This is a genomic window from Streptomyces sp. NBC_00271 (assembly GCF_036178845.1).
GTDB lineage: Bacteria > Actinomycetota > Actinomycetes > Streptomycetales > Streptomycetaceae > Streptomyces.
Genome location: NZ_CP108070.1, coordinates 11,202,571 through 11,226,711, shown reverse-complemented (window position 1 = coordinate 11,226,711; position 24,141 = coordinate 11,202,571). Strand labels below are relative to the sequence as shown.

General features: G+C 67.8%; 20 protein-coding genes and 8 pseudogenes. 13 read left to right on the top strand and 15 right to left on the bottom strand.

Annotated elements, in window-relative coordinates; translation table 11 throughout:
• The first annotated feature begins 15 nt into the window (after positions 1-15).
• Positions 16-546, top strand: a complete 531-nt coding sequence (locus OG798_RS51230; RefSeq protein ID WP_328759671.1) for a DUF4259 domain-containing protein — start codon at positions 16-18, stop codon at positions 544-546.
• On the opposite strand, the gene OG798_RS51225 is transcribed toward OG798_RS51230, so the two are convergent.
• From OG798_RS51225 to OG798_RS51210, 4 genes and pseudogenes are all read right to left on the bottom strand, one after another.
• Complete coding sequence (locus OG798_RS51225) at positions 523-1,869, bottom strand: S41 family peptidase (RefSeq protein ID WP_443054236.1); 1,347 nt, start codon at positions 1,867-1,869, stop codon at positions 523-525. The genes OG798_RS51230 and OG798_RS51225 overlap by 24 nt on opposite strands.
• Before the next feature lie 799 nt (positions 1,870-2,668).
• Positions 2,669-3,727 carry a CU044_5270 family protein gene (locus OG798_RS51220; protein WP_328759669.1) on the bottom strand — a complete coding sequence of 353 codons (1,059 nt, stop codon included), beginning with the start codon at positions 3,725-3,727 and terminating at the stop codon, positions 2,669-2,671.
• Positions 3,724-4,438: pseudogene (locus OG798_RS51215) on the bottom strand (RNA polymerase sigma factor). The gene OG798_RS51220 and the pseudogene OG798_RS51215 overlap by 4 nt, the downstream one beginning before the upstream one ends.
• 78 nt (positions 4,439-4,516) lie before the next feature.
• Complete coding sequence (locus tag OG798_RS51210) at positions 4,517-4,795, bottom strand: hypothetical protein (protein ID WP_121413458.1); 279 nt, start codon at positions 4,793-4,795, stop codon at positions 4,517-4,519.
• 148 nt (positions 4,796-4,943) lie between these two features.
• Between OG798_RS51210 and OG798_RS51205 the strand changes: the two are divergent.
• A pseudogene (locus tag OG798_RS51205) lies at positions 4,944-5,290 on the top strand (DinB family protein); the annotation flags it as partial.
• Between the two features lie 671 nt (positions 5,291-5,961).
• Here the strand turns inward: OG798_RS51205 and OG798_RS51200 are convergent.
• Both OG798_RS51200 and OG798_RS51195 read right to left on the bottom strand, forming a co-directional pair.
• Positions 5,962-6,570, bottom strand: a complete 609-nt coding sequence (locus OG798_RS51200) for a DJ-1/PfpI family protein (RefSeq protein WP_121413460.1) — start codon at positions 6,568-6,570, stop codon at positions 5,962-5,964.
• 266 nt (positions 6,571-6,836) lie between these two features.
• Entirely contained in the window at positions 6,837-7,073 is a 237-nt protein-coding gene (locus OG798_RS51195; protein ID WP_179857416.1) for a hypothetical protein, read from the bottom strand.
• Between OG798_RS51195 and OG798_RS51190 the strand changes: the two are divergent.
• Positions 7,042-7,337, top strand: a pseudogene (locus tag OG798_RS51190) (helix-turn-helix domain-containing protein); the annotation flags it as partial. The gene OG798_RS51195 and the pseudogene OG798_RS51190 overlap by 32 nt on opposite strands.
• Here OG798_RS51190 and OG798_RS56890 read toward each other — a convergent pair.
• On the bottom strand, positions 7,277-7,549 hold the full coding sequence (locus OG798_RS56890; protein ID WP_413253621.1) for a hypothetical protein: 273 nt from the start codon (positions 7,547-7,549) through the stop codon (positions 7,277-7,279). The pseudogene OG798_RS51190 and the gene OG798_RS56890 overlap by 61 nt on opposite strands.
• A gap of 150 nt (positions 7,550-7,699) precedes the next feature.
• Between OG798_RS56890 and OG798_RS51185 the strand changes: the two genes are divergently transcribed.
• Both OG798_RS51185 and OG798_RS51180 read left to right on the top strand, forming a co-directional pair.
• A complete protein-coding gene (locus OG798_RS51185; protein ID WP_121413461.1) occupies positions 7,700-8,107 on the top strand; it encodes a YciI family protein in 408 nt (135 codons plus the stop codon).
• Positions 8,108-8,115: 8 nt separating this feature from the next.
• Positions 8,116-9,261 (top strand): RNA polymerase sigma factor, encoded by a 1,146-nt coding sequence (locus OG798_RS51180; protein WP_121413462.1) that lies wholly within the window; start codon positions 8,116-8,118, stop codon positions 9,259-9,261.
• Here the strand turns inward: OG798_RS51180 and OG798_RS56885 are convergent.
• Positions 9,239-9,673: a hypothetical protein gene (locus tag OG798_RS56885; protein ID WP_413253620.1), complete on the bottom strand. Its 435-nt coding sequence runs from the start codon at positions 9,671-9,673 to the stop codon at positions 9,239-9,241. The genes OG798_RS51180 and OG798_RS56885 overlap by 23 nt on opposite strands.
• 171 nt (positions 9,674-9,844) lie before the next feature.
• On the bottom strand, positions 9,845-10,810 hold the full coding sequence (locus tag OG798_RS51170; protein ID WP_328759667.1) for a helix-turn-helix domain-containing protein: 966 nt from the start codon (positions 10,808-10,810) through the stop codon (positions 9,845-9,847).
• A gap of 242 nt (positions 10,811-11,052) precedes the next feature.
• On the opposite strand from OG798_RS51170, the gene OG798_RS51165 reads away from it, so the two are divergent.
• The 6 genes and pseudogenes from OG798_RS51165 to OG798_RS51145 all read left to right on the top strand — a co-directional run bounded on the left by OG798_RS51165 (position 11,053) and on the right by OG798_RS51145 (position 16,658).
• Positions 11,053-11,631, top strand: coding sequence for an ester cyclase (locus OG798_RS51165; RefSeq protein WP_328759666.1), 579 nt, complete (start codon positions 11,053-11,055; stop codon positions 11,629-11,631).
• A 182-nt stretch (positions 11,632-11,813) separates the two neighbouring features.
• Positions 11,814-12,566, top strand: a pseudogene (locus OG798_RS51160) (SDR family NAD(P)-dependent oxidoreductase).
• A gap of 175 nt (positions 12,567-12,741) precedes the next feature.
• Positions 12,742-13,587, top strand: coding sequence for an SDR family oxidoreductase (locus tag OG798_RS51155; protein WP_095850298.1), 846 nt, complete (start codon positions 12,742-12,744; stop codon positions 13,585-13,587).
• A 205-nt stretch (positions 13,588-13,792) separates the two neighbouring features.
• Positions 13,793-14,113 (top strand): annotated as a pseudogene (locus OG798_RS56880) (L-histidine N(alpha)-methyltransferase); the annotation flags it as partial.
• Between the two features lie 210 nt (positions 14,114-14,323).
• Complete coding sequence (locus OG798_RS51150) at positions 14,324-15,847, top strand: APC family permease (RefSeq protein ID WP_328759665.1); 1,524 nt, start codon at positions 14,324-14,326, stop codon at positions 15,845-15,847.
• Positions 15,848-16,265: 418 nt separating this feature from the next.
• Complete coding sequence (locus tag OG798_RS51145) at positions 16,266-16,658, top strand: hypothetical protein (RefSeq protein ID WP_121413467.1); 393 nt, start codon at positions 16,266-16,268, stop codon at positions 16,656-16,658.
• A 333-nt stretch (positions 16,659-16,991) separates the two neighbouring features.
• Here OG798_RS51145 and OG798_RS51135 read toward each other — a convergent pair whose 3' ends face one another.
• The 3 genes from OG798_RS51135 to OG798_RS56870 form a co-directional block, all read right to left on the bottom strand.
• A complete protein-coding gene (locus OG798_RS51135) occupies positions 16,992-17,462 on the bottom strand; it encodes a GNAT family N-acetyltransferase (protein ID WP_121413468.1) in 471 nt (156 codons plus the stop codon).
• A gap of 258 nt (positions 17,463-17,720) precedes the next feature.
• Entirely contained in the window at positions 17,721-18,077 is a 357-nt protein-coding gene (locus OG798_RS56875; RefSeq protein WP_183126890.1) for an RICIN domain-containing protein, read from the bottom strand.
• An 82-nt stretch (positions 18,078-18,159) separates the two neighbouring features.
• Positions 18,160-18,285 carry a hypothetical protein gene (locus tag OG798_RS56870; protein ID WP_183126892.1) on the bottom strand — a complete coding sequence of 42 codons (126 nt, stop codon included), beginning with the start codon at positions 18,283-18,285 and terminating at the stop codon, positions 18,160-18,162.
• A 226-nt stretch (positions 18,286-18,511) separates the two neighbouring features.
• On the opposite strand from OG798_RS56870, the pseudogene OG798_RS51130 reads away from it, so the two are divergent.
• A pseudogene (locus OG798_RS51130) lies at positions 18,512-18,799 on the top strand (transposase family protein); the annotation flags it as partial.
• A gap of 48 nt (positions 18,800-18,847) precedes the next feature.
• Here the strand turns inward: OG798_RS51130 and OG798_RS51125 are convergent.
• The 3 genes and pseudogenes from OG798_RS51125 to OG798_RS51115 all read right to left on the bottom strand — a co-directional run bounded on the left by OG798_RS51125 (position 18,848) and on the right by OG798_RS51115 (position 22,858).
• The gene (locus OG798_RS51125; RefSeq protein ID WP_328759664.1) at positions 18,848-20,311 is read right to left on the bottom strand and encodes an ISAs1 family transposase; all 1,464 of its coding nucleotides are present in this window, start codon (positions 20,309-20,311) and stop codon (positions 18,848-18,850) included.
• A gap of 618 nt (positions 20,312-20,929) precedes the next feature.
• Positions 20,930-22,039 (bottom strand): annotated as a pseudogene (locus tag OG798_RS51120) (IS701 family transposase); the annotation flags it as partial.
• 222 nt (positions 22,040-22,261) lie between these two features.
• Positions 22,262-22,858, bottom strand: a complete 597-nt coding sequence (locus tag OG798_RS51115; protein WP_121413471.1) for a DinB family protein — start codon at positions 22,856-22,858, stop codon at positions 22,262-22,264.
• Between the two features lie 89 nt (positions 22,859-22,947).
• On the opposite strand from OG798_RS51115, the pseudogene OG798_RS51110 reads away from it, so the two are divergent.
• Positions 22,948-24,138, top strand: a pseudogene (locus OG798_RS51110) (IS701 family transposase).
• The last annotated feature ends 3 nt before the right edge of the window (positions 24,139-24,141 follow it).

Here is a 24,141-nt window from a genome sequence, read left to right as displayed (position 1 = left end):
AACGGCGCCTCATAAGTGCAGGTGAGCGGGGTCTGGTGCGTGCAGCTGCAAGGCGGAGGAGGGCGTCGACGCGGAGCATCGGCAACCGACGACAACGCCGAACCCGAGGCATGCGAAGCCCTGATCCGAGGCATCCTTATCCGGACGATCGACGCCACTGGCTACCTCGCGGAAGCAGACGAAGCGGTGGCTGCCGCCGCACTGATCGCGGCGCAATGCCCCGAAGGCGAACCCGTCGACACGCCCTACGGCCCAGAAACACCCATGCCCATATTTCCCACTGCCCTTCGGGCGCTCGCTGACGAAGCCCTCGCCTGCATCGTCGGCGACGATGCAGAGTCGGCGTCAAAATGGGTCGCCCAGGAGGACTGGAAGCAATGGCGGGCGATGCGCACCCGCCTTCGCGCAGTACTCGCCCCGCCGCCACCTTCTTCGCTCTCTTCGATGTCCAGCCTTGACGGAGTGTCACTCGGCACAGAAGTCGAGCGCCGGCACTGCTGTCGGGCAGGAGGCAGAGCGGCATTACTCGGCTTGGCACCGTATTAACGCTAGAGCCTGCGCGAACGCGGAGTCGTGGGTGCCCTTGGCGATCTCCTGAACGAAGTTGCCTACGCGGATGTCAGGCGGGATGCCCTCACCGTCGAAGGTCTCGCCGTCGGACGGCGTGAGGTACTCCTCGCTCGGCAGGCCGAAGGTCCAGCCGTTCGGGAGGATGCGCTCCAGAACGTCCGAGAACACGCCCTGCGTGTTCTGTCCAATCCGTACGATCCTCGCCGGGCGCTGTATGAGGGCCTGGGTGAGGGTCTCGCCGGCACTGTAGGTCTCACCGCCGGTGAGCACTGCGACAGGGCCGGTGTACCGGAACCGGTCGGGTGTCGGCTGGACGCGTACCGGCTGTGGGCGGGTGTGGCGACCTGGGTCGGTCAGGTCGTTGCGTGCCCGCTTGACGTAGGCCACGTACGCGCGGTCGGTGAGGCACTCGGCGACCTGCAGCGCCAACGCATCGGAACCGCCCCCGTTGATCCGTAGATCCAGCACCAGACCACGGAGCCCTGGCCTGATCACCTGGCTCAGCGTCTGATCCAGGATGGCGCTGTTGCGCGCGTAGGTAGGGCTGTTGCCGTCGTATCCACCGAAGCCGGAGATCCGCAGGTAGCCGGTTCCGTCCAGCAACCGGGCGTATCCGATGCGCCCGTTCGCGAAGGTCCGCAGTCGCGTGCCGAGAAGGTCGTGCTGCTCGACGAACGCCTGGGCCTGCTGGTCAAGTCCGGGGCCGGGGATCATGGTGCCAGGGCGGCTCTGCCCGAAGCCCCCGGTGTTTCCGGCGTCGATTCCCACGTGCGCGTCGTACAGCGGCAGCACCATCTCCCACAGGAGGGCGAAAAGTTCGGTATCGGGCATACCGTCGTGGACCCTTGGGCGGTATCGGTCCCTGACTGCCTGCCAGTCGATCTGCTTGGCTGCGAAGAAGGGATAGTTTTCCTCGAAGGTCTGCCAGAAGACGTCGAAGGTCGCCGGCGCTCCCGTCGGTGCAGCCTTGGCGCAGCTGGCAGGCAGTGCCGGAAGGCGCAGCAGCCTGCGGTCGCCGACCGAGCCGTCGAAGTGCAAGATCGCGCCGGCTCCGCCCGCTGCGGGGCGTATCCGGTAGACGGTCGCGTCGTCGCCGGTATAGGTCACCGAGCCGCTGCCACTCTGGCCGGTGCGCCGTGCCGTGTCGCCTCGCAGACAGCTGACGGCGGTCGCCTGGTATTCCTGCAGCCGCCCGTCCTCGACGGAAAGCACGGTGCCATAGCCGTCCACGCGCCACACTCCATCGACGCGGTCCGCTGCATGCGGCGCGGCAGCGACGGGCCCCACAGCCAGCTCCATGCCGGCTACCAGGGCCAGGAGGACAACGGATGCGGCACCCCTGTTCCTTGTTCGCCCCCTGAGCTCTCTGGCTTCTTTGACAGGCAAGGTCCTGACCCGGTATCCGGCTGACTGGCCCACCCAAGCGGGAGTAAACCCCACCTCAACGTCGTCAGCGAACCGGAGTTCGGGCATGTGGCATGAACACCCAGTGCTGTCAAAAGTCTGTTCTGGCACAGATCTTGGGGAACGATCGCGGACCGTCACTGAACGTCCTGCCTGACCGTGAGACCATCTCGGTTGCCGCCTGGCTCCAGGAGCACGGGCCATCAGGCAGACGGCCCCGACGCCCTGGAAGTGGCTGATTGTGGGCATCTCCTCCAAGGTCTCTCGACGCCGTGGAGAAGACGCGCCGTCGGCACCTCGCATGTCTGCGCCGCCCTGCTCCCACGGACGCCTGACCGCCCTCGGCTGCTCCGGCACCTCGTCTCGTTGACCGCGTGCGTCAACGCCACGGGGACGTCGAGGAATTGGCCGCCATGGGGCTGTCCGGCTGCCCCCTCCGCACCGTCGGCTGCCCCCCGCAACTGAACCGCCAGACAGTACGCCGCCGCCGGCACAGCGTGCATCACCGCTTCCACGCTGTCGCGGGGTCTGTCCGAAGGCCGCCCGAACGGCTCATGGCGCGGCTTCCCTCACCCTCGACGCCCCCACTTGGCCCGCGTTCATCAGCGAACTGAAGAACTGCCAGCCGTACCACGCGGGAAGGGCGTTCGCCAGAGCGGACGCCCCCTGGCCGTGCGGTGACGCCGAGGCTGACTCAGGATGAGCTGACCGGCACCTCACCCGTCTTATCCGCGACGCCAATTCCCAGGAGCGCGCTCTTGGTTGTTCCGAGGTAGACGAGACTCGACGAGTCGAAGACCCAGGCGTAGCCCTTCGGGGCACCGTCGAACGTAAGGCCGACACCCTGCCGCCCTGCGGCGTCCTTGACGTGGTCCACAACGCGCACACCTGGGAGCTTGGCGGTGGCACGGTAGAGCGCGGCACTGAGGTCGGGCAGCAGGGTGGCGTCGTCGAGTATGGCTCCGAGGTTCTCGACGACCACTTCCGTGACGCGGCTCGCTTCCACATTCTTGGCGTCGCTGGAGAGCTTCTTCAGCAGCGCGTCGGGATCGGTGGGCAGAGCCTGAAGCTGCCGGAAGGTCAGGTATCCGGTACCGCCCATGTCCATGACCATCTTCTTGGAAGGGTCGGTGAGCGCGACGCCCTTCCTCAAACCGTCCCGCTTGCCGTCCACCGAATCCCATTGCTCTTGTCGGACGGTCCCCTTGTACTCCCCCACCTTGAAAGTCCCCTTGCGCTTCGCGAGCTCTTCGGGACTGCTGAAATCGACGCCCAACTCACCCGCCGATCCCTGGGACTTGGTGTAGATGTACTGGTCGTCGCGTACCGTGACCGCCGGGCGGTCGGCCGCCGCCAGGGCGATCCGGTCCAGCAACTGCGTGGCCTTCCGGTGGTCGTCCGCGGTGACACCTGCTGCAGCGGTGTCGCGCTTGCTGTCATGTGCGCTGTCGACCGCCACCACGCCCAGGCCCACGACGGTGGCCAGTGCCAGCGGCGCCGCGACGAGAACGAGACGCCGGCCGGGGCGCCGACGTGCGGGGGTCTTGGGTGAGGCGCTCGGGGAGGTGTTCGGTGAGGCGTTCGTCGCACCCGACTGCTCGCGGGTGGCCTCGTGGGCGATGTGCTCCATCAGGTGTTCCCTCAGTACGCGGTGGCGGTCCTGCGCGAGCACCGGACGGCCCGGCGCGGGCAGCAACTCGGCCAGATCCTGGTAGTCGACCGGCTGATCGCGTCGTCGCGGGTTGGTGTTCATCGCCTCTTCTCCTGCGTGGACCGAGCCGCCTGATGGCGGCTACCCAGTGACTGTCCGACCGCGGCCGGGCGTTGCACTCCGCTCTGCCCGATGCCGCCTTGCGTGCCACGGCTGCCGCCCGTGCCGTTCATGCTGCCCGTGCTGTCCGTGCCGCCTGTGCCGCCCGTGCCGCCGTCGAGTTCGAGCTCGGTGAGCTTGCGCAGGCACTTTCTCGCGCGCGAGAGCCCGTACGGTGCCGACGGCCACGCCGAGGGCCTCGGCCGCCGTGGCGGCGTCCAGGCCCTCCCACACACAGAGCGTGAACACCTCGCGCTCCCCGCGGCGCATCTTGCTCAACGCCTTCTGCGCGGCGGCCAGTTCCTCGGTGTCGGCCAGGCGCTGTGTCACCTCGTCGGCGAAGTCCGGCACGGGGTCGGGGGGTGGGACTCTGGTGAGCGCGGCCTGGTGTCTTCGCGCCGCCCGCGCGGTGTTGCGCGTGACGTTCGTCGCGATCCCCAGCAGCCACGGGCGCAGACTGTCGTCACCCGGAAACACCCGCTCACGCAGCCGCCACGCCTCCAGGAAAGTCAGCGACACGATGTCATCGGCCATGACCCAGTTGCCGGTCATCCGGACGGCATGCCGGTGGACCACCGGTGCGTGCTCGTCGAACAGTTGCCTGAACGCATCCGGATCCCCGGCCCGCACGCGGGCCCGCAGTGAAATCTCCACACTCCTCCCTGTCCTCTCCGCGGACCGCGCTGCGGTGATCCGCGTCACACCAGGGCTGGACCAACCCTGCACAACACATCACCGAACCGCTGCAACCAGTCCCGCTTCTCGGACTGTTCGCCAGCGAAGAGTCCGGGACCCTGACTGCCACGCCTTGGGGCTCGCGGTCGGAGCATGGCATCCCAGGCGGCCGGTGAGCATCTCGCCGAAGGCGCGGACGTGCCCGACTGCGGCGTCCAGCTCGGTGCAGCGGGCCAGGACGTCCTTCAAGGCGACGCGGCCTTCCTCGCACAGGGCGGTGGGATGGCGGGCGACGTAGGCGCGGACCATGGCCTCGAGGGTCGGAACGGACGTCACCGCTCATCCAACCCCTCAAACCGCCAACGCTGGGAACCTATGCGCTCACAGCATCAGGCGGCCGTCTCGGCGCACCGGAGATGCCCGACGAGGAACTCGGTGGCGCCTCGAGAGGTGAGCCGTCAACTTCCGCCTGAGCGCGGTGAGGTCGATCCGGCATCGGGGCGAGGTGGCGACGCCCAGGGCGTTCAGACCGGGCGGGTGGGTGCTCGACTTGGGCGAGGCGGACATCCCTGCGAGCGAGTACGCCGAGGTCGCCCGGCAGGCCGCCGGTCGCGACCATCGCGTGGCGGCTGGGGCATCTGCACTTCCACTTCGCGGGGGTATGGGAGTGGACCTTCGGTGAACGCCGGCAGGAGCCGAAAACGCTGGTCGATCGCTCCCTCCGCCGCCGCACTCGAGCGGTTCTGGGCGCTGATCGACCGCTGGCGCGACGACGTCGCCGCCCTCACCGACGAGCAACTCGACATGGTCGGATTCTCGCAGTACCCGTACGACGGTGGCCTGTTCGGGCATCGTGGCCTGAGCAGTCTCTCGCCCAACACCGTGGCGGTCCCCGGACTCGCCATAGCGAACTCCGCTGTCAGCGCTTCGATTTGCTCGATCGCGGCGGTGGCGGCGGGGCGGGGGCGCGAAGGCCACGACGACGAGCCGTTCGGCCCGCGGGGCGAGTGCCCGCCGGAACATGGCCTCTTCAGACCTGCGCACGAGCTTGCTCATTCTCGTAAGACGGTGCAATCGCGGCTCAGGGTCGCAGGGATTCCTGACGGCCGAGCCAGCCTTGCAGCGACCGCCGCTGCCTCGGTCGGCGATGGCGTGTTCCACCATGATCCGCCGCTGGGATCGGCGGCGGCTGCTGTCGTAGTCATGGCGTACGCGAACAGTCCTCCCACGTACGCAGCCGCGGACCGACGCGTGTCGTACAGCTCGGCCAGCGCCTGATGCGGCAACTGGAAGCGCAGCACGACGAGTGTCACGACTACCTGGTCGACGCACGCCAGATCGTGCTTCGGTCCGGTACCGGGCGCATGTACCCGGTCGCGCGGGTGGCGCGAGACGAGAGTACTGCGACATGTCGCGCGTACCTCTGACAATGCCACGCACTCAATGCGCTCAGGAGTCGTCGCCATGACCGCAGGCGGCCCCGCAGGACTGATCGCGGGGCATCAGCCCAGTACGACCTCTCCCGCGTGGACGGCACGCATAGCGCGCGCGACAGTCTCCTGGTTTTCGCCGACCGGAGCCACGTACCCGATGACGTCGCGCGCGGCGTCCTCCCCGAGCATCCGGGTGATCACCCACGTGGCGAGATACTGGGACGCAAGACAGCCGCCCGCTGTAGCGATGTTCCCCTCGGCGTGGAACGGCGCGTCCAGCACGGTGACGTCGCAGGCTTCGACAAAGGGCCGGCTCGTCATGTCCGTGCAAGCCGGCATGCCACCCAGCAGACCGAGCCGCGCAAGGACCAGTGCGCCGGAGCACTGTGAACCGATCAGCTGTCGCGAAGGGTCGAGCGACAGCCTGGAGATCAGCCGGTCGTCTGCGACCACGTCTCGCGTCTTCACTCCGCTGCCGATCAGCACGACGTCGGCTTCGGTCACGAACTCCATCGGGCGCTGCCCGGTCACCTCGACGCCGTTCATCGACGTGACCACCGGCGTCGGCGTCGTGATGAAGGCTTCCAAGCCGTCCTTACGGCACCGGTTGATCAGCGCGGAAGCGATGAAGCTGTCGAGTTCGTTGAACCCGTCGAAGGTGACTACGGCTACCTGCATCACAACTCCTTCAAGCACGGCAACAGATCTCCAGTTTCGCTAGGCCGCCGTTCCGGAGCGAGGGCCAATCCTCGGCTGGTGGCATGCCTGGCGCCGCTGAGCGCTTCGAGTTCCGAGCCTGAGCACCGTACGTACTTGTCCCCTCGACCCGCCGACCCGCCGACGTCCCGAGGCTCTCCAGAATCAGTTGAGCTCAGCGAGAGCGCAATCGTGCTCGCCCCGTCAGTGGGCGCGCACACGACTGTCCGCCGGCAATCTCCGCTGCGTCAACCGCGACGGCCCTTCCAGCTCGCGGCCGAGAACGAGCCCATCGTCCAGGTCGATGGACCGCACAGAGCCAGTGCGGGATCTCTCGCGTCGGCGTCTTTCCAGAAGTCGACGATTGCCTCCGCGAGGTTCTCGCGCTGTTCTGTCTGATCCAGCACGTCGGCCAGTACCGGCGCGCCTGCGGACGGGCACGCGATTGCGGAGGTCGCCCGGCGGCTGGGCATCACCATGGACACCGTTCGTCTCTGGCGCCGGCGCTTCCTGGAGCATCGGCTCGACGGCCTGTGCGACGAGCCACGGCCCGGTGTCCCACGAAAGATCACCGACGCCGACGTCGTACGGGTCATCGTGAAAACGCTGGAGGAGACCCCGAAGGACGCCACTGACTGGTCGACGAGGTCGATGGCCGCAGCGAGGCGCGTGAGCGCCGCAGCCACGACTACGTGCGCGCGGGCACCACGACCCTCTTCGCAGCCCTGGACACCGCGACCGGCAAGGTCAGAAAAGGCTCCGCCGCGGCGTCCGCCGCTCGGTCCAGACCCTCGAACGCGACATCCGGGCCTGCCTCGCCGACTGAAACGACCATCCACGACCGTTCGTCTGGACGAAAACCGCCGACGCCATCCTCGACAAGGCCGCCGTCTACTGCCGACGAATCTGTGAGACAGGACACCAGCCCCGTTCGGCGAACCGTCGCGATGGCCCCGGACATCGCGAGGCGGCTCCCCCAGGCGCATCCACCCCAGGCTCATCTACGAGAGCCAAAAAAGAATCGGGCGGCGATGTCGAGAACCCGTGACTGGCTCCGTCCCTGCAGTGAACGCGACCACAATGGGTCGCACCAGCATCGAGGAGAAGCACGATGGCCAAGTACTTGCTGCTCAAGCACTACCGCGGCGCCCCGGCGGCGGTCAACGACGTTCCGATGGACCAGTGGACGCCGGAGGAGATCTCGGCGCACGTGCAGTACATGAACGACTTCGCGGCCCGGCTCGAGAAGACCGGCGAGTTCATCGACGGTCAGGCGCTCGCGCCCGAGGGGACGTGGGTCCGGTACGACGGCGAGGGGCGCACGCCGGTCACCGACGGCCCGTTCGCCGAGACCAAGGACCTCATCGCCGGCTGGATGGTGATCGACGTCGACAGCTACGAGCGCGCCGTCGAGCTGGCCGGGGAACTGTCGGCCGCCCCTGGGGCGGACGGGAAGCCGATCCACGAGTGGCTGGAACTGCGTCCGTTCCTGGGCGTGCATCCCACCATCACGGAATGATCGCCGACGTGAACGAGGTCCTCCTCCGGAGCCTCACGCCGAGCGTGCTCGGCATCCTCGTCCGCCGCGGAGCCGACTTCGCGGCGGCCGAGGACGCCGTACAGGACGCGCTGGTCGAGGCGGTCCGCGTCTGGCCGACCGACCCGCCACGGGACCCGAAGGGCTGGCTGGTCACCGTGGCCTGGCGCCGGTTCCTCGACGCGACCCGGGCGGACGCCGCCCGCCGTCGGCGCGAGGACCGCGTCGACGAGGAGCCGGCGCCCGGGCCCACGCCCGCGGTGGACGACACGCTCCAGCTCTACTTCCTGTGCGCCCACCCATCGCTGACGCCGTCGTCCGCGGTCGCGCTCACGCTGCGAGCCGTCGGCGGGCTGACCACCCGCCAGATCGCCCAGGCCTACCTTGTGCCCGAGGCGACCATGGCGCAGCGCATCAGCCGGGCCAAGCGCACTGTCTCCGGCCTGCGGTTCGACCAGCCCGGCGACGTCGCCACCGTGCTGCGCGTCCTCTACTTGGTCTTCAACGAGGGCTACTCCGGCGACGTCGACCTCGCCGCCGAAGCCATCCGGCTCACCCGGCAGCTCGCGGCCGCGATCGACCACCCCGAGGTGGCGGGGCTGCTCGCCCTCATGCTGCTCCACCACGCCCGGCGCGCCGCCCGGACCGCGCCCGACGGCAGCCTGGTGCCGCTCGCCGAGCAGGACCGCGTCCGGTGGGACACCGAGTCGATCGCCGAGGGCGTCGAGATCCTGCAGGCGGCCCTCGCCCGCGACCGGCTGGGCGAGTTCCAAGCCCAGGCCGCCATCGCGGCACTCCACGCCGACGCGCGCACCGCCCAAGAGACTGACTGGGTACAGATCGTCGAGTGGTACGACGAGCTCGCGCGCCTGACCGACAGCCCGGTAGTCCGGCTCAACCGCGCAGTGGCCGTCGGCGAGGCCGACGGACCGCGCGCCGGCCTGGCCGCGCTCGCGGCACTGGACGACGCACTGCCCCGCCACACCGCGGTGGCGGCCTACCTCCACGAGCGCGACGGCGACCTGACCACGGCGGCACAGCTGTACACCGAGGCGGCCCAAAAGGCACCCAACCTCGCCGAACGCGACCACCTGACACGCCAGGCCGCCCGGCTCAACGCCCGCGGGTGTCGCTGACGGTCGCTCTCGGCTTCGCCCGCAGCACTTGGCTCGGCCCCGTGGCCAGAACTGTCGCCTGCGGGAGTATCCGAAGGCGCCGGCACACACCCGACCTGCTTCGACTGGCCACCATTGTCGCCGCCCACTTTTGCCTTACCGGCTCCCCCTCGTAGGGCCCGGCGCACCGACCGCCTCGCACTGCTGACCGAAGAGCTGAGCGAACGCGGAAGTGATGCCGCCGGGCCGCTGGAAGCCCTGCGCGTCGCGGGGTGGGACCAGATTCGAGCAGCCGCAGCAGATCGGGGTGACTTGGTCGCGGAAGCCGCCTGCCTGCGCCCACGTGCAGTGCCCTGCCAAGGGCGTCGACGACCTGGGGTGAGGGGTTGGTTTCGCGGCTCTGTTCCAGGCGGACGTAGCGGTCGGCGCTCACGCCCGCCAGGACGGCGACCTCTTCCCGGCACAGGCCCTTCACACGGCGGGTACCGCCCCGACGTCGGGCAACCCGACCTCGGACGGTTCCAGGCGGGAACGGTCGGCGCGCAGGAAGTCGCCAAGGGCGTTGCGTTGACGGCTCCCGCGACCGACACGCCCGGCCCGTCGATCAGTCGGGGGTCTCGGCCGACTCGGGTGTCTCGGTCGGCTCGGAGTCGTTGGTCGGTGCGGACCGCTCGATGTCGTCGTCGGCCGCGGCCCAACTGGCCAACAGGTTCAGGGCCTCTTGCGAAGGTGACCCGGGCTCGGCGGTGTACGTGAGAAGGCTCTGGCCGGCGTCGGCCCCCAGTGGGAAGGCCTCGAAGGGCAGGTCGAGGTCCCCCACGACCGGGTGATGGAGGAGCTTCATGCCCGAGGTATGGATCCGGACGTTGTGGGCGGCCCAGCGGCGACGGAACTCCTCACTGCGGGTGGACAGCTCCCCGATCAGGTCCGACAGTCGCCGGTCGTAGGGATCGCGGCCCACCTCGGCGCGCAGCATGGCGACCGTGTCACCTGCGACCTTTTCCCAGTCGCGGAAGAACTCGGTCGCGCCGGGGTCGAGGAAGACGAACCTGGCGTTGTTGGGCGGCCGCACCGGGTCGGCGTAGACCGGCGAGAACAGCGCGCGCCCGAGATGGTTGGCGGCCAGGATGTCCAGGCGTCCGCTGAGTACGAACGCGGGCGTGCCGAGCATCGAGTCGAGGACACGCTGCACCGTGGGACGGACGCGCTGCTGGGCCGGGCGGCGGCGCGGCGGACGGGTCGTGTTGGCGCCGCGCAGGAGGTCGAGCAGGTGGGTTCGCTCGGCCTCGTCGAGCTGCAGCACTCGCGCGATGCCGTCGATGACGCTCTCGGAGACGCCGGTGGCGTTGCCGCGCTCCAGGCGCGTGTAGTACTCGCTCGAGATGCCCGCGAGGAGGGCGACCTCCTCGCGGCGCAGCCCGGTGACCCGTCGGCGGTCTCCGTACACGGGCAGTCCGACCTGCTCCGGGGTGACCCTGGCCCGTCGCGTGCCCAGGAATTCCCGGATCTCCGCGCGGAAATCACCGCGGATATCGCGGTTGGTGTCGTAAGGGACGTTTCTGCCTGCCATGGGCTCCACTCTACGAGCGCTTCCGCATGGCTGGGGGTCCCTCTCAGTACCCCCTCTCAGCAGGGTCTCCCGCCGTCCCGTGACAACCGATTCCGTAGATGGTGCACCGCCCACGGTGGTGTGAATCGCCGGATGCGGCGGCACATCTGCCGCCCGTCGCCGGCCTCTCTGCGGAGCCGTCCGCGCCGCGATTCTCCGCAACAGCAACACGATCCTCCGGAACAGAATCACAAGGACGAACAATGCGTCGACACACCAAGCCGGCCGTCGTACTCACGACGCTGACAGCGCTCACCCTCTCGGCCTTCGGAGCGGGAGCCGCGGACGCGGCCGGCACGGCGGACGGCACCACCGACTCCGGGTCGACGTCGCGCGCCGCCGCGGAATCGTTCTCGTGGAACCACGGGACCGCCCGAGTGAACAACCGCATCATGGAGCGCTTCACCGGTGAGTTCCTGCCCACCGGTAACCCGGCACTGGCGAGGAAGTTCATCAGCCCGGACATCGTCATGCACTTCGGCGGCCGGACGCAGCAGGGTCGGGACACTTATCTCGGCGTCGTCGCCGCGAACATGAAGGCATTCCCCGACCTCAAGTGGACGGTGGAGGACATGCGCGCCGAGGGCGACATCGTGGCCATCCGTTACATCATGACGGGCACCCACAAGGGACCGTTCGCCGGCGTCGAGGCTACGGGCAGGGCCATTCGCGCGGAGAGCATGGCGTTCTACCGTCTGGCCCGCGGCAAGATCGTCGAGGAGCGCGCCCAGCTCGACATGCTGAGCGTCCTCCAGCAGATGGGCGCCATACCGGCCGCATAGCAACGCCCCGCTTCACCCGGCATCCCCTGCGCCCGCTCCCCCTCCCCGCCGCGCCCGGCGCCACGCCCATGCGGTGACCGGCGCTCGCCTCGCCCCTCGGCACGGACGAGTCCGCCCCCCCACCGACCCAGCACCTCGCACCGCACATCCAGAGAACCAAAGAAAGAGAACAGGACACCCCCATGCCATCCACCCTGACCGGCACCGTCGCGCTCGTCACCGGCGCGAGCAGCGGCATCGGCGCGGCCACCGCCCGCCGACTGGCCGAGGACGGCGCCTCCGTCGCCCTGGTGGCTCGCCGCAAAGGTCTTCTGAACGACCTCGCCGCCGGGATCGAGGAGGCGGGCGGCACCGCCCTGGTGGTGGAAGCCGACATCACCGACCGCACCCAGGCCGAGGCGGCCGTACAACAGGCTGTCGAGCACTTCGGACGCCTCGACATCCTGGTCAACAACGCCGGCCTGATGCTCCTGGGGCCCGTGGTCGGTGCGGACGTCGACGAGTGAGAGCGCATGCTCGCCGTCAACGTCCAGGGCCTGCTCCACACCACCCACGCCGCCCTCCCACACCTGCTCAAGGCCGCCGAGGATGGCCCCCGCAAGGTCGCCGACATCGTCAACATCAGCTCGATCGCCGGCCGCGTCGCCTGGAACGGCTACGGCGTCTACAACCTCACCAAGTTCGGCGTGAACGGCTTCACCGAGTCCCTGCGCCAGGAGGTCACCCAGCGGCACGTCCGCGTCGGCGTCCTGGAGCCGGGCGGCGTGGACACCGAACTGGGCTCGCACAACAAGCCCGAGATCCAGGGCGCGATGATCACCCCCTTCTACGAGGCGACCGAGGTCCTCACCCCCGACGACATCGCCTACATGGTCACCCGGCCTCGCCACGCCTCCATCGGCGAACTGTGGATCATGCCCACCGACCAAGCCTGACCGCGTACGGCCGCGTCGCCCCTCCACTGCCCCCCCTCCCCCACACACCCACCATCCACCATCCACCGTCCGGCCGACCGCTGGCACGGACACCACGCGTCATCACCGCACGACACCACACGTCATCACCGCACGACACCGGGTGCCGCACCCCGGCACCTGAAAGGAACCCCTCATGAGCAAGGTCATTCTCGTTACCGGCGCCGGACGCGGTCTGGGCACGGACATCGTTCGCGAAGCCCTCGCCGCCGGCCACCAGGTCGTCGCCACCGGCCGCCGCCCCGAAGAAGTCGAGAAGAGCTTGGGCGGACCGCAGGACAACCTGCTGGTCACCAAGCTGGACGTCACCAGCCTGGAGGACGCCGAGGCCGCCGCCCAGGCCACCGTCGACCGCTTCGGCCGCATAGACGTCCTGGTCAACAACGCCGGCAATTTCTTCGCCGGCTACTTCGAGGAGATCACGCCCGCGCAGATGCGCCGACAGATCGAGACCAATCTCTTCGGCCCGATGAACGTCACCCGCGCCGTCCTGCCCGTTCTGCGGAAGCAGCGCGCCGGCCACATCATCACGCTCTCCTCCTCCGCCGGTCTCATCGGCCAGGAGTTCTGCGTCGCGTATGCCGCCTCCAAGTTCGGCGTAGAGGGCTGGATGGAGTCGCTGCGCTACGACGTCGAGCCCTACGGCATCCGCACCACGGTGGTGGAGCCCGGCTTCTTCCGTACCGAGCTGCTCGTGGACGCCTCCACCACATGGCCCGAGCCGACCATCGACGATTATGCCGAGCGCACCATCGCCACCGTCGCGGCCTGGAAGAACATGAACGGTCGGCAGACCGGCGACCCCGCCAAGCTCGCCCGCGCCCTGCTCGCCATCGCCGACCAGGACAAGCCGCTGCTGCGTTTCGTCGCCGGCGCGGACGCCATCGAAGGCGTCGAGGCCAAGGCCAGGGAACTCCTCGCCCAGGCCCAGGCATCCCGCGAACTGGGCGGCAACCTGGCATACGACGACACCACCGCCTGAAGGGGGGCACGGATGGTGCCGCCGACGTCTCGATGGTCTCGGCCGTCCGGACCCCACCGAAGAAGTTGACATCGAAGTCGCCGAGAGCGTCCGGGCCGGTCAGGCGGGGTCACTGGGATCGCCGTGCGGACCGTGCACGCCGGCGCTGTTGAGCAGGACGTCGATCACGCCTTCGTCGCCGCAGCGGCGACGGAGGCGTCGCCTCGTGGACGGAGGCGTCACCTCGTGGCCGGTGTTCGCACAGAACAGTGACGGCATTCGCAGCACACCGCCGCTTCGGCGTCACCGAACCGGTGTCGGCGGACGAGCCGATGACGTCGCGCCCTGGGGCCGTCAGCAAGAGTGGGTCGAAACGCATCCGCGCGCCCCTTCCGTCCCAAAAGCCCAAAACCGCGCGCCCGATCCGACTGTCGACTTCGCCTCGGTCGAGGCGCTGCGCACCGAGATCTCCGCGCAATTCCGCCTGGACGGCATCCGCGTGGAGCCGGCAGCCGCCGGGTTCGCACTCGGACGTCGTTGGAACGATTCGGGCGGTCGCTCCACACCGTCACTGACTTTCCCCGCAACGTACCGAGTCCATTTCGACGGTGTTTCCGGCGGTGCACCGAACTTGGGATTTGGTCAAGAATGGGATTCAACCCTTGTCGCCCGTCGGATCACTGACACACCATGTGCCGAACATAACGACGCTTATCAGCAGGAGGCCCGGGTGTCCGCTGGTCTGTCCGAAATCGATGTGGATACCACCACTCTCGCAGCGGAGTCCGAGCGGAACAAACTCCGCAAACACTTCGGCCGTTTCGACATCCTTTTCTTCCTGGTCTGCACCCTCGTCGGCCTCGACACCATCGGTACGGTGGCCGCCTCCGGAGCGGAGGCGTTCACCTGGCTGATCGTGCTGGCGGTCGTCTTCTTCGTGCCGTCGGCGCTGCTCACCGCGGAGCTGGGCACGGCCTTCGCCGAGGAGGGCGGTCCGTACATCTGGACCAGCCGGGCCTTCGGGCGGCTGGCCGGCGCGGTCAACAACTTCCTCTACTGGGTGACCAATCCGGTCTGGCTCGGCGGCACTCTCTCCGTCTCGGCGGTCGCCGCGTTCACCACCTTCTTCAATGACGGGAAGGATCTGAGCACCCCCGCCTTCTACGTCTTCACCCTGATATTCATCTGGGTGGGCGTGCTCGCGGCGATCCTCTCCTTCGATGTCGGCAAGTGGATTCCCACCGCCGGGGCATGGTCCCGTTTCGTGCTGCTCGGCCTGTTCACGCTCACCGTGGTCATCTACGCCTTCAAGCACGGCCTGCACGGTTTCGGCCTCGGCGACTTCTCCCCCACGTATGCCGGATTCGTCGGTCTGGTCCCGGTCCTCATGTTCAACTACGTCGGCTTCGAATTGCCCAACACCGCGGGCGACGAGATGACCGACGCTCAGAAGGACGTCCCCTACGGCATCTTCCGCGCCGCCGGGCTCGGCGTGCTGCTGTACGGCCTGCCCATTCTCGGCATCCTGCTGGTCCTCCCGGTCAAGGCCATCACCGGTCTCGGCGGCTTCCTCGACGCCATCCGCCAGGTCTTCACCGTCTACGGCGGCCACGTCGCCTCCGACGGCACGGTCACCCTCAGCGGGGCCGGGACCGTGCTGGGCGATCTGGCCGCAGTGATGTTCATCCTGACCGTGCTCTCCTCGGGCGTCACCTGGATCATGGGATCGGACCGTGCGCTGGCGGTCTCCGGGTACGACGGCGCCGCGCCACGCGGCCTGGGTGTAATCTCCGAACGGTTCGGCACGCCGGTACGGGTCAACTTGCTCAGCGGAGTGCTCTCCACCGGTGTACTGATCCTCGCCCACCAGCTCACCGGTGGTGACGCGGGCAAGCTCTTCGGCGCCGTGCTCGGGCTCGCCGTCTCCACGACGCTCATCAGCTACCTCGGCATCTTCCCAGCGCTGCCGGTGCTCCGCCGCAAGTACCCGCAGGTGGAGCGTGCCTACCGGGCTCCCGCTGCCTGGCCGATCACGATCGTGCTGACGCTGCTGATCCTGTTCGCCTCGGTGCAGTTGCTGGTCCCGGGCGCGCCCTTCGACTGGTTCAGCTCGGACTTCCGACCGGACGGCTGGAGCTACAGCGAGCGCTGGACCTATCTACTGACGGAGGCGGTGCCGCTGGCCGTCTTCATCGTCACGGGCGTGATCTTCTGGGCACTCGGCGCACCGACCCGCGCCAAGACCAAGAAGGCGGCCGCCACAGGAGTGACCCAGGGTTGAGCGCCTGGCCGGTCCGAAGTCGGAGGCCGCGCTCGCCGTGGGTGAACCGCGACCTGATGGCAACCCTGCCTGGCCTGGACCCGCTGATACTGATGCTCAATCCGTCTTGGCACGGAAGAAGTGAGCGGAAACGCGGCGGGCATGGCAGCCGAGTTCGTCGCGGTACTCGAGCTGGGCCAGCCGTACGCCGTGCCCGTCGAGCGCGGTGCTGCCTGCGCGCCCTTGTCGGCTTGGGAGCCGCGTGGACAGTTGGGGTGGCACCCGGCCGTGGGGCGGGAGGCGGGTGCGGAGGGGGAGAGGCGTGTACAGGTACGTCCACCATGAGTTGATGACAGTCGCCGAGGCGCTGTGCGCCCTGGCCGTCAACGGGATCGTCGTGCTGATCGTGCGCGGCGTTCCCGAGGTCGATGCCGCCTAGATGCTCCTCGGCACCCTGATCGCGGCCAGCGCTGTGTTCGGAGTGATTGTTGGCACCCGGTTGAGTTGGCTCGGCGGCAGGAAGCAGGACTTCGAGAACGCGGTTTCTCTGACGAACCCCGGCCCAGTGCTGCCGACGCAAGGCGAGTCTCTGCGCCGCAGCTTCGACTGGGGCTTCCTTTCCCTTCTTGTCGTGCCCACTCTGGTCGCCGCCCTGGTGTGGGAGCCGTGGTTTGCCTTCTGGCCGCTGGCTCTTCTGCCGGACCGGCTGTCCGCCGGGATCTACGGGCTGTATTGGGAACGGCGCCACAACGTCCTGCTATGGCGGGGCAACGTTGCGGCTCAGCCCCTGGGGAAGGGTCAGTTCCTCCATTCGTCCGTACGACAGCCGTAGTGCAGGAAGTGGCTGTCGCCTCTCAGCCGGACTCGTGCAGGGCGGTCAGTTGCTTGCGCGGTTGACTTGAAGTGGATTGAGTCGCTCTCCGGGCCGGCCGTGGCGGCGTGGGCCGGCTGACCGAGGCCTGTTGGTCGCCGCATCCTGGCGTACCGACCTGACGTCGCGTCAGGTGATGGCGCCCCCGTTCGAGACATCGAAGTCCGCGGCCGACCGCGTCCTGGACCGCGTCGCCGCCTCCAGGCGATGGCGTCCACCAGGGCGTGCTCGGTATCGCCTGCCTCCGCAACCTCGCCTTGGCCGGACGAGCCGTCCCTGAGCTAGGTGCCGGGCTCAGATCAGCGTCAAGTGCATCAGGTCGATCTCCTCGCCGCGAGCCCGTGCGAGGCACCGACTGTTCCCCGTGACGACGAAACCGCACTTCTCCAGCACGCGGATGGACCCGGAATTGTCGGCAGCGGCGTCGGCGTGCAGCGGCCGGGCGGGCTCCAGCTTGATCAGTTCGGCAAGCGCCGCGGTGGCAATACCTTGACCCCAATGAGCCCGTCCGACGACGTAGGTGACCTCACGCTCCGACGGCGGCCCGAAGACGGCGGCGTGCCCTGCGACGACACCATCGGCGAGAACGGTTCGCAAGAGCACCGAAGCGTCCGAGCGCACCTTTGCCCAGTGCTGGTCGAAGTGGCCGCGATCGTAGTGGTACTTCCTGGTCACAGCCGCCATCTGCTGCAACACGGGGTCCGTCAACTGCTCCCAGAAGAAGGACAGATCGCTGTCCTGAAGTTCACGCAGAGATACGTCCATAGGCGCAGTCCCAGCCTCCACGAGATCGCTACCAAGGTGGCCGACCCAGCGTAGACCCGACTGTCAGTTACAGAACTGCTTTTAGCAGCCCTCCAGTCGGCACATCGCGGCCGCGTTCAGCCTCAGAGGGCAGTCCCGAAGGACGCTCTTGCCGCCTCGCTGCGGAAGGACTCCCGGCCCAGGATGATCGAACGGTTGTCGGAGAGCCCATCAACGCCACCGTACAGAATGCTGACCGCATCCTGGGACTCGGCCGCATCATGCAACAAGCCATCCAAGATGGTCACATCGCGCGAGACGGGCCCGGTTCCTCAGCGATGCGGCTTCGAGACAGGAGACGACCCGCCCTCGGCGCCAAAGGCCACTGCGCAGGCGGTCCATGCTGTCATGAATCCAGAGTTCTTCGGTGGACGGCGTGTCATTGCAGGTCCACTGCCAGGTGCTGTTGCCGTCCGAGGAACCGGAGTTGAGGCATTTGCCGCTGCTCTGGTTGATGATCCGGACCCGGTTGTCCCCCGCCTCATGCAGCTCCCACCGCTGATCGGTGTCGTCGTTACAGGTCCACTGGATTGCCTCGGTGCCGTTTGCTGACTGGAGTTGGGAATGGCCAGGCACTTCAAGGTTCGGGCGTTCCTCAGTTCCTGGTAGGTGGCGGCTTGAGCGGCGCAGGCTCTCTGTGCGGCTTTCAAGACGTAGGTCAAGGAAACCGGACGGCCTGAATGATCACGTAGGCGACCTCACCCGAGCCCACATCCGTCCGGCTCTTCGTCAGGTCCACCCCAGTCAGTACAGCCTGAGTGAAGTTCGCCCCGCCGAGCCCCACGTCATCGAGCGACTCCCCGGAAAGGTTGGCGTTTGGACACCATGAAGCCTGAGCGATTCATCCGACGTGAGGCACGGAGGCCCCAGGGCGGTTTCAAAGTCTTTTCGATCAACGATCCGTGCTGGTCACGGCATCATGACGATGGGGTAGCGGGCCGTCACGCACACAACGAAGCTCCGGTTGATGCCGGTGACCTACCAAGTCGCCTGTACCGACCGGAGCTTCGATGTGTCGTCAGTCTGCCACTGTGTGTCTGGTCAAGTCGCCCTCGCGTCGGCATCGCGCGGTCGGCGACCTGCCATCGAGGCTGGCGACCTTGCCTGATCCACGTGACCGGCGCGGCAGGCGTCACCCGTTCGTGAGCGTGCTGCTGGTGGCCTGCTCCGCGGTCATGTGCGGGGCCCGGTCCTTCGCGGCGATCGGACAGTGGGCGCGAAACGCTCCGCAGGACACCCTGGCCCGGCTCGGCGCCCGGACCGTGTCCGCCTTCACCGTTCGCACCGCCCCGAGCACCGCGACGATCAGATGTACGCGTGGGGCTTCTACTCCCCCGGGCCTCCGGTCAGGAGTACACGGTCTTTCCCAGCGAATACGCGACGTCGCCGCCCTTCACGACGTACGCGCGCAGGATCAGCGGGGTGTCTTCGGGGATGTCACCCGATACGTAGTCGGTGTACGGAGAGGCGTGCCCGGCGGTCGTGGCGATCCGGTAGTCGCCGGCCAGATGGGCCGCGATCCCGTAACCGTCGGCCAGACCGTCCCACGCACCCACGGTGTCTCCCGTTCCGGGACCGTAGACACCGTGGGGGTCCGCGTACCAATCCGCCGACCCTGCAAGCACTCCGTTGTTGTAGACGTTGATCGTGTAGTCGCCGTTGGAGAAAGACTGGTAACTGAAGGTGAAAGTGGGAGCGGCGGAAGCCGGTCCGGCGTTCGTCAGCGTCATGCCGGCTGCGAGAGCGAGTGTTCCGGCGAGTGCGCCGAGTCTTGCTTTTGTGCGAGCCATTTCGAGTGTCCCCCTCCGAGATGCCCTGTGTGAAAGGCACAGTCTGCGGCCCTGTTCTGACCTTGTCAACGACGTTCCTAGCCGCCATACAGGCTGCTCAGAGGGTCGTACTGCGGGCGGGAGTTGGGGCTGGGGTTGGGGTTGGGGGCAGGGTGGTTTCAAAGTGTCTGACTGTTCATGCGTCCGTGCTGGCCAGCGGAGTCCGAGGAGAGCCAGAGGGCGAGTGAACGGCTCATAGGACATCTCGCGGAGTCCGGCGGCGATGTTGTGGTGCCCGGCGGCGCGGAGGCGGTTGATCGCGAAGCTGCGGAGGGTGGCCATGTTCTCCGGGCCGTGCTGGGTGCGCACCTTGGATGCGTCCTCGAGGAAGGCGGTGTCACGGACGAAGTGGAGTCTGTTTTCGATCACCCACTGCGAGCGAATGATCTTCGCCAGTCGCTGCGGGAAGGCTTCCTGGCTGGTCAGGTCGGTGATGACATAGACAGTCTCGCGGCTGCACCTGCCGGTCTTCAGACAGGTGCGATGGCGTACGACCCGGGCGGCCTGGGCGGCGCGCGGGAAGTCGAGGCCGTCGACGGTCAGGACCTGGACCACGCGGGTCTCCTTGCGGCCATGCCCCTCGCTACGGTTGTAGAACTTCGCGGTCACCTCCGTCCAGGGCAGCGTGTGCAGCCGCTCGTAGAGGCCGGCCTGGTTCTTCTTCACGCACAGCGCGTAGTGCGCCTTCTTGTCCTCGACCAGGAAGCGGGCGTGGCCACGCTGTGCGTGCAGGGCATCGGCCGTCACGGTCACCCCGGTCAGGTCGAACGGGGCCAACAGGCTGGCGAAGCAGGTGATTTCATTCGTCTTGTCCGGTACCCGCAACTGCGTGACGGTCAGCCCGTCACCGGTCATGGCGGCGAGCAGATGCGCGGCGGGGGTGTCATCGTGGCGCGAGCCCCGGGCGCTCTTGCCGTCCACCGCCAGGGTGTCGGCGCCGGATGGATCGCATCCCAGCAAGTCCGCGAGGCCCCCGGACACACTCCGTTGATCATCCGGCGGATCGTCGCGGTGCTCGGGGCGGTGCGAACTGACGACACATCGAAGCTCCGGTCGGTACAGGCGACTTGGTAGGTCACCGGCATCAACCGGACCTTCGTTGTGTGCGTGACGGCCCGCTACCCCATCGTCACGATGCCGTGATCAGCACGGATCGTTGATCGAAAAGACTTTGAAACCGCCCTGACGGAGGCCCAGCCCACCGACCTGGACGCGCTGCCGCAGGGAACTGGCCATTGGCCCCACCACTGAGAGCGGTAGTCGACCGCGAATGCTGTTCCTGCCGAGGACTGATTCATGCTCACTTCCTGGCACCTAATACTCCAGCAGCACTTTGACGTTTTCCCTGTTCAGGGGCGGTCTGGGTGAGTGTAGAGGGCTGATGACCGGCCTGTGTTCTCTTTCCCGGGCCGCCCCTCGATCGTGTGCAGCCGCCGCTGATAGTGACAGCGGCGGGCGACGGCTTGGCGTCGTCTGCGCCAGTGTGACCACCTCAACGCGCGTGCGCTGATGAGGGGCTGGTGAACGGCGGTGGATGAGTGGCCAGTTGCCAGGAGCCGCCGAATTTCTGCCACGGTGAGGGGCGCGAGGCAGGAACCGTTTCTGCTGCCCCTTTGCCGCGGCGTCGACGGCCATGACGGCCAGAAAGGCATGCGCCAGCATGGCCAGGGTGATGTGCCGCATCCAGCCGGTGTAGCGGCGGACTTCGTACTGGTCGAGGCCGCATTCGTTCTTCGCGGCCTGGAAGGCTTCCTCGATGGCCCAGCGCGTCCCGGCGACGCGGACCAGGTGCTCGATGGTGGTGCCGAGCGGTGCGTAGGCGAGGTAGTAGGCGATCTCTTCGGGCTTGCTGATGCTGCGGCGGGCCAGTGCCCACCGCTGGTGGGTGGGCATCTCGTCGTCGAAGTCCTCGATGGGCGTGATCTGCAGGGCGGCCCAGTGGTAGACGCGCGGGCCCTTGGCACCGTCACCGCACGAATGCCTCTCCCACGCTTCGTCGGGTGCTTGGGAGAAGAGGTGGTCGATGCGTCCGAAGTGGGGCACCTGCTGGGACTTGGGAACCGCGAGTACATACCCCAGGCTGGTCTCCTCCAGCATGTGGCGCAGCCGCCATTCCTGGCCGTAGGCGGCGTCCGCGGTCACCCATGCGATCGGCAGCGGTGAGGCGATCGCCCGCAGCACCATGGCCTTGGCCAGGTCGGGTTTGGTGGCGAAAGTCCGCTCGTTGGGGATGTGGGCGGCGCGGCAGCGGTCGCGGTCGTCGGTCCAGGTCTTGGGCAGGTACAACTCCCGGTCCACCAGGGCGCGTCCACGGGTGGTGGCGTAGGCGGCGAACACGCCGATCTGGCAGTTCTCGGTGCGGCCGGCGGTGCCGGAGTACTGGCGCTGCACGCCGGCCGAGGTGGTGCCCTTCTTGAGGAAGCCGGTGTCGTCGAGGATGAGGATCCCGTCGGGCTCGCCGAGCCGTTCGGCTACGTAGTGCTGGAGGTCGTCGCGGAGCTCATCGGCGTCCCAGCGGGCGCCGTTGAGAAGCCGCTGGAGGCGGTCGGGTGTGCGGTGTCCGGCGTATTCGGCCAGCTGCCAGCCGTTTTTGCGGCCGACCGGGCCCAGTAGTCCACGGATGTAGTCACGCATCCGGCGACGCGGCTCGACACGCCTGAAGCGGTGGCCGGTACGCAGGAACAGTTCCTCGAGTTCGTCGTTCCAGATCTCAACTGCACGCTCGTCGATCACGCAGGGAGGCTGCCCGGACCGCTGTCACTATCAGCGGCGGCTGCACACGATCGAGGGGCGGCCCGGGAAAGAGAACACAGGCCGGTCATCAGCCCTCTACACTCACCCAGACCGCCCCTGAACAGGGAAAACGTCAAAGTGCTGCTGGAGTACTAATACTCCAGCTGTAGATCGTGATCGGGCCGCGCTGGTTACCCGTCAGGCGCCTGACGGCGGTCGAGGCGCCGGGCTGACTTCGTCGTGGTTCGCCCGTTGCTTCATGTCGACGCCATGAAGGTATAGATCACGAAGGACGCCGAGTTCGGCACCGTGGTGAGCGGCTTCGTCCAACGCGTGGAGGGCCAGCAACAGGTAGCTCTCGTGACCGTAGTCACCAGCGATGGGGCCCATGGGCTGAAGGAGACGGTCATCACCGAGGGATTCGACGTGGTTGCGGAATCGGGACCAGTCGTTGGCCAGCTCCTGGACGCCTTCACTCGCCGTGCCGGGCCACAGGTGTCGGTCATCGCTCTGGGGATCGTCACCGAAGAAGCGGCCATAGCCGCGAAGGCAGTCCGCCCCGATGTGCCAGATACGCCATCCGATCGTCGTGAACGGCGCCGGACGGACCTCACCTCCGGGTCGCGGGTCGGCACGGAACATCCCGTCCGCGGCCGGCCTGAGCGTCATGCAGAAGGCGACGGGCTCCCACAGGTATTCGGCGTCGGTGAGCCCGTCAAGGCGAGCGAAGGTTCTGGAACGTACGTCCTCGAAGGTTTGGAGCAGGTCGCGGGTGACGGGGCCGTGCGAGGTCATTGGCTGCTCCAGGTTCGCCGACAGGTACGGCCACCGCTGATCATCGGTGTGTGAAGACTGAAGATCGTGCGGTGGCCGCGGGTCACAGCATAGATCCCGTCCGTTGGCGGGAGGCGTTCCAGGTGGCCATCGGCCGGATCGCGCGGGTTGAACTCCGGCGCCGGGTGAGGGACTCGGTGCTGGGGCTGCTGTCCGACCCGCCGCGTAAGAACTGCTGGACGACCGCGGAATGGGCCGGGGAGACCAGCCCGCACGGCATGCAGCATCTGCTGTGCCGAGCCGTCTGGGGTGCCGATGGCGTTCGTGACGACGTGCGCGAATACGTCGTCGAGCACCTCTATGACGATGCCGCGGTCCTGGTTGTCGACGTGACCGGCGACGTGAAGAAGGGCACCCACACGGTCGGGGTCCAGCACCAGTACACCGGAACGGCTGAACGGCTGAACGGCTGAACGGCTGAACGGATCGAGAACTCCCAGGTTGCGGTCTACCTTGTCTACGCCGGGATGGGCGGGCACGCGGCGGTGGACCGGGAGTTGTCCATCCCGCGCTCCTGGACGTGCGACCCGGACCGCTGCCGGGCAGCCGGACTCGGCGAGGACACCGTCTTCGCGACCAAGCCCGACCTGGCCCGCACGATGATCGAACGGTTCCTGGACGCCGGACACCGCGTCGGCTGGGTCACCGGGGACGAGGTCTACGGCGGCAACCCAAGACTCCGTACGGCTCTGGAGGAACGCGGCATCGGCTATGTCCTTGCGGTGGCCTGCTCGGCCGAAGTGCCCACCGTCGCAGGCAAGTTCCGCGCCGATGCCCTGGCGCGGAAGGTGCCGAAGCGGGCCTGGCAGAAGCTCTCGGCCGGGCGCGGCGCGAAGGGGCATCGGTTCTACGACTGGCCCGTCATCGACCTCGCCGAGGCAGCACCAGGCCGCCACCACCTGCTGATCCGCCGCAACCGCAGCACCGGTGAACTCGCCTATTACCGCTGTCACTCCACCACACCGGCATCCCTGGCCACCTTGGTCAAGGTCGCGGGTTCCAGATGGCGGGTGGAGGAGACCTTCCAGACTGAGAAGGGACTGGCCGGGCTGGATGAGCACCAGGTCCGCCGCTACCCCTCGTGGGCCCGCTGGGTCACCCTCGCGATGCTGGCCCACGCCTTGCTCGCCGTCGTCCGCGCCGACGAACGCGCACACCGAACCACGCCGGACGACCTGATCCCGCTGTCCTGCAACGAGATCTGCCGCCTGTTCATCGCGCTCGTCGTCCGTCCCGGTTAAGTG

Excerpts from the sequence above, each read along its gene's own strand:
- OG798_RS51145 (WP_121413467.1), top strand. The coding sequence starts at position 16,266 with ATGCTCCTCGGCACCCTGATCGCGGCCAGCGCTGTGTTCGGAGTGATT.
- OG798_RS51170 (WP_328759667.1), bottom strand. The coding sequence starts at position 10,810 with ATGGCAGGCAGAAACGTCCCTTACGACACCAACCGCGATATCCGCGGT.
- OG798_RS51225 (WP_443054236.1), bottom strand. The coding sequence starts at position 1,869 with ATGGAGCTGGCTGTGGGGCCCGTCGCTGCCGCGCCGCATGCAGCGGAC.
- OG798_RS51135 (WP_121413468.1), bottom strand. The coding sequence starts at position 17,462 with ATGGACGTATCTCTGCGTGAACTTCAGGACAGCGATCTGTCCTTCTTC.
- OG798_RS51165 (WP_328759666.1), top strand. The coding sequence starts at position 11,053 with ATGCGTCGACACACCAAGCCGGCCGTCGTACTCACGACGCTGACAGCG.
- OG798_RS51115 (WP_121413471.1), bottom strand. The coding sequence starts at position 22,858 with ATGACCTCGCACGGCCCCGTCACCCGCGACCTGCTCCAAACCTTCGAG.
- OG798_RS51220 (WP_328759669.1), bottom strand. The coding sequence starts at position 3,727 with ATGAACACCAACCCGCGACGACGCGATCAGCCGGTCGACTACCAGGAT.
- OG798_RS51155 (WP_095850298.1), top strand. The coding sequence starts at position 12,742 with ATGAGCAAGGTCATTCTCGTTACCGGCGCCGGACGCGGTCTGGGCACG.
- OG798_RS56890 (WP_413253621.1), bottom strand. The coding sequence starts at position 7,549 with ATGTCCGGGGCCATCGCGACGGTTCGCCGAACGGGGCTGGTGTCCTGT.
- OG798_RS51185 (WP_121413461.1), top strand. The coding sequence starts at position 7,700 with ATGGCCAAGTACTTGCTGCTCAAGCACTACCGCGGCGCCCCGGCGGCG.
- OG798_RS51200 (WP_121413460.1), bottom strand. The coding sequence starts at position 6,570 with ATGCAGGTAGCCGTAGTCACCTTCGACGGGTTCAACGAACTCGACAGC.